The organism is Ruminobacter amylophilus (genome assembly GCF_900115655.1).
Classification (GTDB): domain Bacteria; phylum Pseudomonadota; class Gammaproteobacteria; order Enterobacterales; family Succinivibrionaceae; genus Ruminobacter; species Ruminobacter amylophilus.
Genome location: NZ_FOXF01000031.1, coordinates 18,633 through 28,680 on the forward strand (window position 1 = coordinate 18,633; position 10,048 = coordinate 28,680).

9 protein-coding genes are annotated in these 10,048 nt (G+C 40.9%); 4 read left to right on the forward strand and 5 right to left on the reverse strand.

Annotated elements, in window-relative coordinates; genetic code table 11:
- Positions 1-53 precede the first annotated feature (53 nt).
- From potA to BMY80_RS08095, 4 genes are all read left to right on the forward strand, one after another.
- Positions 54-1,241, forward strand: a complete 1,188-nt coding sequence (gene potA, locus BMY80_RS08080; RefSeq protein ID WP_093142653.1) for a polyamine ABC transporter ATP-binding protein — start codon at positions 54-56, stop codon at positions 1,239-1,241.
- A 12-nt stretch (positions 1,242-1,253) separates the two neighbouring features.
- Positions 1,254-2,192, forward strand: a complete 939-nt coding sequence (locus BMY80_RS08085; RefSeq protein WP_093142644.1) for an ABC transporter permease subunit — start codon at positions 1,254-1,256, stop codon at positions 2,190-2,192.
- Positions 2,192-3,109 carry an ABC transporter permease subunit gene (locus BMY80_RS08090; protein ID WP_084155378.1) on the forward strand — a complete coding sequence of 306 codons (918 nt, stop codon included), beginning with the start codon at positions 2,192-2,194 and terminating at the stop codon, positions 3,107-3,109. The genes BMY80_RS08085 and BMY80_RS08090 overlap by 1 nt, the downstream gene beginning before the upstream one ends.
- A 161-nt stretch (positions 3,110-3,270) precedes the next feature.
- The gene (locus BMY80_RS08095) at positions 3,271-4,017 is read left to right on the forward strand and encodes an RluA family pseudouridine synthase (protein WP_031578503.1); all 747 of its coding nucleotides are present in this window, start codon (positions 3,271-3,273) and stop codon (positions 4,015-4,017) included.
- Here BMY80_RS08095 and BMY80_RS08100 read toward each other — a convergent pair.
- The 5 genes from BMY80_RS08100 to def all read right to left on the reverse strand — a co-directional run bounded on the left by BMY80_RS08100 (position 3,973) and on the right by def (position 9,729).
- On the reverse strand, positions 3,973-5,418 hold the full coding sequence (locus BMY80_RS08100) for a TrkH family potassium uptake protein (RefSeq protein ID WP_031578504.1): 1,446 nt from the start codon (positions 5,416-5,418) through the stop codon (positions 3,973-3,975). The genes BMY80_RS08095 and BMY80_RS08100 overlap by 45 nt on opposite strands.
- A gap of 19 nt (positions 5,419-5,437) precedes the next feature.
- Entirely contained in the window at positions 5,438-6,844 is a 1,407-nt protein-coding gene (gene trkA, locus BMY80_RS08105; RefSeq protein ID WP_031578505.1) for a Trk system potassium transporter TrkA, read from the reverse strand.
- A 22-nt stretch (positions 6,845-6,866) separates the two neighbouring features.
- Positions 6,867-8,183, reverse strand: a complete 1,317-nt coding sequence (gene rsmB / locus BMY80_RS08110; protein WP_093142647.1) for a 16S rRNA (cytosine(967)-C(5))-methyltransferase RsmB — start codon at positions 8,181-8,183, stop codon at positions 6,867-6,869.
- Positions 8,180-9,121 (reverse strand): methionyl-tRNA formyltransferase, encoded by a 942-nt coding sequence (fmt, locus tag BMY80_RS08115; RefSeq protein ID WP_093142650.1) that lies wholly within the window; start codon positions 9,119-9,121, stop codon positions 8,180-8,182. Before fmt ends, rsmB begins: the two co-directional genes overlap by 4 nt.
- 77 nt (positions 9,122-9,198) lie before the next feature.
- Entirely contained in the window at positions 9,199-9,729 is a 531-nt protein-coding gene (gene def / locus BMY80_RS08120) for a peptide deformylase (protein WP_031578508.1), read from the reverse strand.
- Between the last annotated feature and the right edge of the window lie 319 nt (positions 9,730-10,048).

Below are 10,048 nucleotides of genomic sequence, written 5' to 3' on the forward strand. Positions count from 1 at the left end.
AGGGGGCATGCTCTCTTAATTCTCTTTTTTATGGAGAATATATTTTGGCTGAGTTGGTTAATGGTAATGAAAAGGTTGCGGCAAATGATAAAGCTCAGGCTAATAAAAACCGTGAACCTGTAAAGAAAGTACGTCGTCCGCTTTTGGAGATCAAGAATATCACCAAAAAGTATGGTGACAACATTGCCGTGGACAATGTGGATCTGACCATATATGAGGGAGAGATTTTTGCTTTGCTCGGTTCGTCAGGATGCGGAAAATCGACATTGTTACGCATGATTGCCGGTTTTGAAAATCCTACCAGCGGAAGTATTCTGCTGGATGGAGAGGATATTATCGGTGTTCCTCCGTATAAACGCCACCTGAACATGATGTTTCAGTCATATGCATTATTCCCTCATATGACTGTCGGTCAGAACATTGCATTCGGCCTAAAGCAGGAAAAGCTTCCTAAAAAGGTTATTGAAGAACGTGTGGACAAAATGCTGAAGCTTGTTCATATGGAAGAGTATGTCAACAGAAAACCTAATCAGCTTTCCGGCGGTCAGCGTCAGCGTGTAGCTCTTGCTCGCTCACTCGCAAAACAGCCAAAGCTTCTGCTTCTGGATGAACCGATGGGGGCTCTGGATAAAAAACTTAGGGAACAGATGCGTCTGGAACTTGTTAATATCATCGAAAGTGTGGGCGTAACCTGTATTATGGTAACTCATGATCAGGAAGAAGCTATGACTATGGCTGAACGTATAGCCATAATGAACAGGGGTGAGTTTATTCAGGTTGGTTCTCCAAGACAGATTTACGAAAATCCTAACTGCTGTTTCGCAGCTGAGTTCATTGGATCTGTGAATATGTTTGAGTCCACTCTGGTTACCTCCGGTCCAGAAGTGGGGTCAATTATCAGGTGTAAGGATCTGGAGCATGACATTCATCTGGATCTTGATGTCGACCTTGATGACGGAATGGAGGTTACTGTTGCAATCAGACCTGAAAAAATTTACATCGAAAAGACTCAGCCTGTAGATGAGGACGGTAAGCTTCTTAAGGATAATTACACCACAGGTATAGTAACAGAAATTGCCTATATGGGTGATATTTCCATTTATCATGTAAAACTGAATTCAGGAAAAGTTGTTATTACCACTCTGCCTAATGTGGATCGTTTCAACAAAGGTCTGCCTACATGGGATGACAAGGTATTTTTAAGCTGGGATCCTGAATCCTGCGTAACTTTAACATTCTAACGGATTCCTGAAATGCAGAATAAAGTTTCAAAAATTAACAAGAGACAGAAAAGGCTGAGCGGCTGGCATAAATATGCAGTTATAGCCCTGCCTTATCTGTGGATGGCGCTGTTTTTCTTTGTGCCGTTCCTGATTATTTTAAAGATCAGTTTCGCAGAAAGTCTGGATGACAGTGTACCTCCTTATACTTCCCTGTTTTCTTATGATGCAGAAGAGTTTAAGTTGAATTTCAGTGCATATCTTGGAAATTACGTAAGTATTTTTGAGGATTCGACATATCTGTATTCATATCTTAAATCCATTAAGATTGCACTTATATCCACTTTACTGTGTCTGCTGATAGGTTACCCGATGGCCTGGGCTATAGCCACTTCTAAAAGTTCAGTACGTAATGCTCTGCTGATGCTGGTTATCATGCCAAGCTGGACCTCCTTCCTTATAAGAATCTATGCATGGATGGGCATACTCAAACCGGAAGGGTATCTCAACAGTTTTTTACAGTGGCTTAATGTTATAGACGAGCCTTTACAGCTTCTTCACACGGACATAGCGGTGTATATTGGTATTGTATACGCTTATCTGCCATTTATGATTCTGCCTCTTTACACAGCTATTGTGAGGGTTGACTATACTCTAATTGAAGCAGGGTATGATTTAGGATGTCGGCCGACAAAATGTTTCTTCAGTCTGTTTGTTCCTCAGACATACAGTGGCATTATTGCCGGTTCGATGCTGGTATTTATCCCGGCTGTTGGTGAATATATCATTCCGGAACTTTTGGGCGGTCCGGGAGCAAATCTAATTGGTCGAACCATTTGGGATGAATACTTTATGACAAGAGACTGGCCTTTGGCTGCGGCTTTGGCAACCATAATGCTGCTTATTCTCGTTATACCTATTGTTCTCTTTTATAAAACACAGCGTAAAGAGATAACTCAAGGAGCAAGATAATGGCTGAAGAAATTAAAGAAAATTCCACAGCTCCGGCCGTAAAAGCTGAAAATACGCCTGTGAGCAGAAAATACTCAAAATTTACCAGAAGCAATATTCTTAAGTTTGTGTTCCTTAGTTTAGGTTTTTTGTTTCTGTATCTGCCCATTGTCACACTGATAGTTTTTTCATTTAATGAATCAAAGCTTGTTACTATCTGGAGTGGTTTTTCGGTCAAGTGGTATTTTGAGCTTTTTAGTGATCGTCAGATGATAGATGCCGTGCTTAATTCTCTCATTATCGCATTCAGTTCGGCTTCAATGTCTGTGATTATCGGAACACTGGCCGCCATTGTCTTGGTGAAGATCGGACGTTTTAAAGGTGAATCCATGTTTGCTCTTTTTATAACGGCTCCTATGGTTCTGCCTGATGTTATTATCGGTCTGTCAATGCTTTTGCTGTTTGTAGCTATGGCAAATATTCTGGGGTGGCCTGAAAAGGGTATGGTGACAATATGGATTTCCATGGTTACTCTCACATCCGCATATGTTACCGTTGTTGTGCGCTCCCGTATGCGTGAACTGGATAATTCCATTGAAGAAGCGGCTCTCGATCTTGGAGCCGGACCTATAAAGACCTTTTTCACCATAATACTTCCGTCAATTATGCCTGCAATTGTTTCTGGATGGTTATTGGCGTTTACTCTGTCTATGGATGATCTGGTGATTACTCAGTTCGTTGCTGGACCTAATTCATCAACCCTTCCTGTACTGGTGTTTTCAAAGGTACGAAGAGGTCTGAATCCAGAAATCAATGCTTTGGCAACCATAATCGTGTTTATTGTTTCCATTTGTACTTTTGTGTACTGGCTAAGCAGAGTCAGAGCAGATCGCAAGAGAAAGAGAGATCAGCAGATGGCATTGAATAAGAAGTATTGATTCCTAATTTTTTGGTGGATAAACGGGCGTGACGGCTGTAAACCTGTCACGCCTTTTATTTTACGTGAAACAGATTTGTCTCATGTGTATGCCGCTGGAATTTTTTTCTGATAAACTTAAGCGGTAAAAAGTTAGTAGATACACCGAACGAGTAATCAAAAATGATAACTGAAAGACAGCGTTATGAATATAATCCTCCTGATACACCACTGAATATCCTGTATATCGATGATGATATTCTTGTTGCTGATAAGCCTTCTGGTCTTCTTTCAGTGCCTGGAAAGCAGTCTGATGATTCTCTTACATTAAGATTGAGAGAACTGTATCCAGATGTGAATCCGGTGCATAGGCTGGATACTGCAACATCAGGAGTCATACTTTTTTCAAGAAACAAATCCGCCAATGCCGTATTAAGTGAGCAGTTCCGTAACAGAATTCCTCAGAAAAGATATGTGGCAAGATGTGAAGGTATAATCAGAGAGGAATGGGGAGCTTTAGCTTATCCAATGAGTAGAGACTGGTCCAAATCAGCTCTTACAAGTGCTCCTATACATAAAGTCGATTATGCTGAAGGAAAAAAAGCACTGACGTTCTTTCGGGTAATCTGTAGGGATTTCAGGCACAATAAAACCGTAGTAATGCTTGAACCTCATACCGGAAGAACTCATCAGCTGAGACTGCATCTGCAGACATTCGGGTACCCGATTTGTAATGACAGACTGTATGGTTTGGCTACGGATGAATGTAAGGACAGACTCGAGCTGCACTCCTGTTATCTGTCTTTTTTTCATCCTGTTGATAAACGTCAGATTGTTATTTATTCTCCGGCTGAGTTTATATCGGAAAGTGAGTGTAATTTAAGACTATACCTTCCAGAAACTAGGTACAAAACAGATAAGAATAGTTAAAACTTCCAGGCGCCCGGTAATCATATCAAAGCATAGGATGATTTTCTGCCAGTCAGTTAAAACACTGAAGTCTCCATTAGGTCCGACATTAGGTCCTAATCCAATACCTAAATTGGACATGCATGCCATTGTGGCTGAAAGTGCATCAAGCATACCGAAACCTGAAAGACACAGTAGCAGTGAACTTACAAAGACTACAATGAAATAGGCACAGAAAAAAGTTATTATTGAGCGGATGATGACGTCGTTAACAGGCTGATTATTATATTTCTGCGGGAATATGGCTGCAGGATGCATCAACTGTTTGATCTGACGTTTGAAAAGAATAAAACCTATCTGCAGACGGAATATTTTCAGCCCTCCGGATGTGGAACTGGAACATGCACCCAAAGGTATCAGGAAGAAAAACAGCATGGTGATGAAGTCATTGTAATTACTGTAATCTTCAAGAGAATATCCTGTTGTTGATATAACGCTGACTGTGTTGAACAAGGCAACTCTGAATGCATCGGCGACAGGATAGTCTTCTGAAAAAACCAGACTCAGTGTGGTTACAAGCGAAACGACTATGATTAGTGCCATGAATCCTCTTACCTGAGCATCGGATAAAAGCTCTTTCAGATGTCCGTGTATGGCAAGGAATACGAGAGGGAACGGAAGTGCTCCAAGAAACATGAACAGTATTACGGCCCAGTGAATTGTCGGCGAAAAGTAGTTCATTGAGCTTTGATGCGTGCTCATTCCCCCTGTAGAAAGAGATGTCAGGGCATGGTTGAAGGCATCAAAAGAAGACATACCGAGAAAATAGTACACAACATAGGCCAGAAGGGTAAGCCCCAGATAAGTTATAACCATGCCTGTTGCCAGTGTTTTTGATTTAGGCATTACCTTATCGGTTGATTCCTTGGAACTTTCTGTACTGAACAGTTTCATACCACCGACGTTCAGATTTGGGAGAATTGCGATACCTACCGCGATGAAGCCGATGCCTCCAAGATATTGCAGCATGGATCTCCATATGAGTATTGAACCGGGGATCAGATCCACATTTCCAATTACTGTATTTCCTGATGTTGATACTGCAGCAGCCGTTTCAATACATGATGAAAGCAGGTCTGTTCTCATTATGAGGTGAATAGGAATTGCCGCAAATATGACTATGGTGACCCACAACATTGTGGTGAATAAAAACATGTCCCTGATGGTCATGGTCATACTGTGATTTTTGGTCAGATTTTTAATCAGCAGTCCGGTAATCATTGTGATAACCATGCTGGCAAGAAATTCCGCACTGCCTCTGGACACGGTAATAAACGCATACATTAAAGGGATAACCATGATTATTGACAATAAAATAAGAGTATTGCCTATAAATGATAAAATAATTCTGTAATTAATCATTTTGGTTTATCCCTATCGGTTAATTTGCTTTTGACGATAGTGCTGAAAAGAAAGTGGCTTTAGGTGAGGTCAGTTTGATGAGTTCCCTGATGTTTTTCTTTTCTGAAACAAAGAATACCACTGTATCGTTAGCCTGTAATGTGGTTTTATCATCCGGAATGAGCATTTCATTTTCTCTTGCGACGGCACAGATGGATATTCCCTGAGGCAGTTTAAGATCTTTTACATATCTGCCGATAACATTGCTGTGCGAATAGTCTCCCGACAGCTTTATTTCAAGACCTTCAGCCAGACCGTGTTTTAATGTTTTTACATTAATGATTCCGTTTCTGCGGATGTTTGTCAGCAGTGCCGAGATCGTGGCATCACCTGGAGAAATATATATGTCGATTGCATTATTTGACAGCAGGTTGATATAGGCGTATTTCTGTATTAATACTATGGCCTTTTTGGCGCCCTGCTTTTTGGCCAGCAGTGCAGACATAATGTTCGTTTCATCGTTATCAGTAACGGATATAACCAAATCCATCATATCTACGTGTTCCTCTGTGAGGAAATTCTGATCTGAAGGATCTGAACAGAATACTTCAACAGAGGTTTTATCGAATTCGTCAGCTAAAGAGGCTGCGTTTTTAGAATTGGTTTCAATGAGTTTTACGCTGTATTTTTTGCATATGTTCAATGCCAGGTTTCGGGCAATATTTCCACCTCCGACGATCATGATACGTCTGTATGGTGGTTCAAGTTTCTGCAGTGTTGAGGTCATCAGTCTTACATGACCTTTGGCGGCAATAAAATAAACCTCATCACCTGCTTCAATAACAGTGTTAGGGTTAAGATTGATTAGCTTATCCTGACGATAGATTGCGACAATCTTGATAATTGCATTACTGATGTATTTGGAAAGATTGTTTACTGAACTTCCGACAATGGAGCCCCCGTAGTAAGCTTTTACTGAGGCCATGCAAAGTCTGCCGTCGGCAAATTCTGTCAGTTGAGTAACTCCTGGGTATTCGATAAGCTTGACAATTTCCTGCATTACCAGATTTTCCGGAGCAATAATGTTGTCCACGGGAATGGCGTTATCGGTGAAAAGAAGATCTTTTTCTGACAGGTAATCATGATTGAGTATACGTGCTATCTTTTGCGGAATTTTGAACAGGGAATACCCAAGCTGACATGCCAACATGTTTATTTCATCTGAATCGGTTACAGCCACGAGAAGATCAGCATTGTCGGCGTCAGCATTTCTCAGTGTGGCGGGATAAGAAGCATATCCCTGCACTACTTTTATATCAAACCTGTTTTTGATTAATTGCAGCCTTTCATAATTCTGATCAACAAGAGTTATTTCGTTATTTTCATTAACCAGATATTCCACCAGCCCGGATCCAACCTGTCCGGCACCTAAAATGATTATCTTCATGGCTGTACTCCGGTGTGATTATTTAATAAACAAAATTCTTTTTTAATCTAGCGTAGAAAAAACCGTCCATGCTGTTTTGTCCCGGAAGAATCTGCAGTCCGGGATTATCTGCTGATTCATCCTGTTTCAGAGGAATGAGCTCAGCATCCTTATGCTCAGACAAGAATTGTTTTATCTGAAGAGTGTTTTCTACCGGTTCAATTGAACATGTTGCATACAGCATAATGCCACCTGATTTCAGCATTTGCCACATATTTTCCAAAATTTCTCGCTGAAGTTTAACTATACTCTTAATTTCTTCTGGAGTACGCAGCCACTTTATATCGGGATGGCGTCTTATAACTCCTGTGGCAGAGCATGGTGCATCAAGAAGTATTCTGTCAAATTGCGGGTAAGGACTCCATGAATGGTCTTTTGATGATGCATCGGCAGCAATAACTTTGGCTTCAAGTCCGAGTCGATGCAGATTATCTTTGACTCTTTTAAGTCGTCCTTCATCAAGATCAAGTGCTACGAGATCTTTTATTTCAGGGCATATTTCCAGAATATGAGTTGTTTTTCCACCTGGTGCCGCGCACGCATCGAGTATTACTTCACCTGGCTGAGGATCCAAAAAAATAGCGGCCTGCTGAGCGGCGGCGTCCTGAATAAATACAAATCCTTCTTTGAAAAGAGGCAGTTCTTCAGCGTTAACGGCAGGAGTAACTGTTAATGCGCAGGGAACGCCTTCAACCGGGGTTCCGGCTAATCCTTTTTCTGCCAGAAGATTAATGTAATCTGACAGCGATACTTTGGCAGTATTGATTCTTATTGTTAAAGGAGGATGATTATTGGACTGTTCAAGTATGGAGCCCAAAGATTTGCCATAGGCTGATTTTATGTCGGAAATAAGCCACTGCGGGAAGGAGTACTTTGTTTCATATGATTTATTTAACCGTTCATCTATCTCTGCTTTTTTTCTAAGATAACCATGCATTACTGCGTTGGTCAGCCCTTTCAGCGTATCAAAACCTAACTCTCCGACAGCTTTAACCGTTTCATTGACGGCTGCATGATTAGGAGTATTCAGAAAAGCCAGCTGATAAAGCCCTGCAAGAATTGCATATTTAGCTTTTATTGATTTTGATTTGAACGGTTTTTCAAGCAATATATCAAGGATGCCTTCAAGGAACAGCTTGTTGCGCAGGATGCCGTTCACCAGTTCTTTAAGAAAAGACGCATCCGATACAGACAGCTTTTTGGCTTTGAGTTTAACTGTGGCCATAAGTGGCTGTTCTTCATGGAGGGCTTCGGTCAGTATTTCAGCTACAATGACTCTGGGGTTTTTAGTACTGATCATGCATTAACCATCCTGCCTGGTTTAAACATGTCCTTCTTTGAGTTGTAGACATCAGCAAAGCCCATTGCTTTTTTATTTGGAAGCTGGAGTTCTTTGATTCTGAGAATTCCGTTGGCAGTGGCAATATCAAGGCCGTCTTTTCCGGCGCTGACAATTTCGCCCGGAGTTTTGTTGGTCTGTTCGTTGAGAACCTGAGCTTTGTGTACCTTGATGATGTTTTCATCAAGTGAAAAATATGCAAGAGGCCATGGAATATATGTTCTTATATATCTTTCAAGTGTTGATGCATCAAGATTGAAATCAAGCAAGGCTTCTTCTTTGCTTAGCTTTTTGGCATATGTGACAAGTTCAGGATTCTGAGGAATGGCATGGCTTATCATTTCTTCCATGTTATCAAGCATTCCGCACAGTGTTTCCGCACCGAGAACCGCCAGCTTTTCGTAAAGAGAAAGAGAAGTGTCTTCTTCGGTGATCGGCAGTGTCGCAATTTTTATAATATCTCCAGAATCAAGTTCTGTTGCGACTTTCATGATTGTTACGCCGGCATCAGGATCTCCTGCCCACAGAGAGCGCTGAATCGGTGCTGCGCCTCTCCAGCGAGGCAGTATTGAACCGTGAACATTTATGGAACCGAGACGTGGAGCATAGATAACCTCATCAGGCAGAATCAGACCATATGCCACAACAATCATCAGATCTGCCCCAAGTTCCTGTATGATCCTGATTGCTTCTTCGTTGTTACGTAATTTTTCCGGCTGGTATACGGGTATACCGGCCTTGAGAGCTGTTTCCTTTACTGGAGACGGGGCAAGATGATGACCTCTTCCTTTCGGGCGGTCTGGCTGTGTTAATACTGCGCAGATGTCTGCATTACAGTCTATAAGTTTCTGCAGATGTACTGCGGCAAAATCCGGTGTGCCGGCAAATAAAATTTTCATGTCTAGATTGCTCCGTCTGGTGAAAAACCCTAATGAACAAGATTAAGTCTAAATCAGCTGCTTTGTTTCAATGGTGACTAGTCCTGCTGCTTTTTCTGTCTTTCTCTTTCTTTTGCTAGCAGCTTTGCTTTTGAACGATACATGTTTCTCTTGAGAGGTGACAGATAATCAATAAACAGCTTGCCGTTTAAATGGTCAATTTCGTGCTGCAGACAGATTGCCAACAGTCCATCCGCATTGATTTCAAAGAATTCACCATTGAGATTCTGAGCTTTTACTGTTACTTTTTCTGCTCTTTCAACTTTTCCTCTGAGTCCGGGAACTGAAAGACATCCTTCGTCTATGCCTGTTGTCCCTTCCTTGGATATGAATTCTGGGTTGATGAGAACCAGCTGATCTTCAGGTTTGCGTTCATTTACAACATCTATAACTACAATTCTTTTGAATACATTGATTTGCGGGGCGGCTAGTCCGATACCTTCATCTGCGTACATTGTTTCAAACATGTCGGTAACCAGCTTTTTGAGTTCATCATTAAATTCGGTTACTGGAGAGGAAGCCTGATGAAGCTTTTCATCAGGATAATATAACAGTTCTAAAATAGCCATGAATGGATGGAATCCTTTATTATTTGTCTGATTGTTATGAAAACACGGACAGCGTAGGGTTCATACATAATGTGCCGCATGCTTGTTGAATAATCCGTTTCTGTACTTATTATACCATATAGATGATAGTATAGAATTTTCTGATGTGTTTTCGGAAATCTGAATGGGTAATGAGCTGTTGTTTTAATTTTAAGATGACCAAGTTTCGCATTATGCAAAAAAATGCATATAAAATTGTATTTTAATTCTAAATTGTGATCGATAATTTAAAAAAAAGTAGTATTTATTGCTACTTAATCATTAAGAATTTAATCTATTA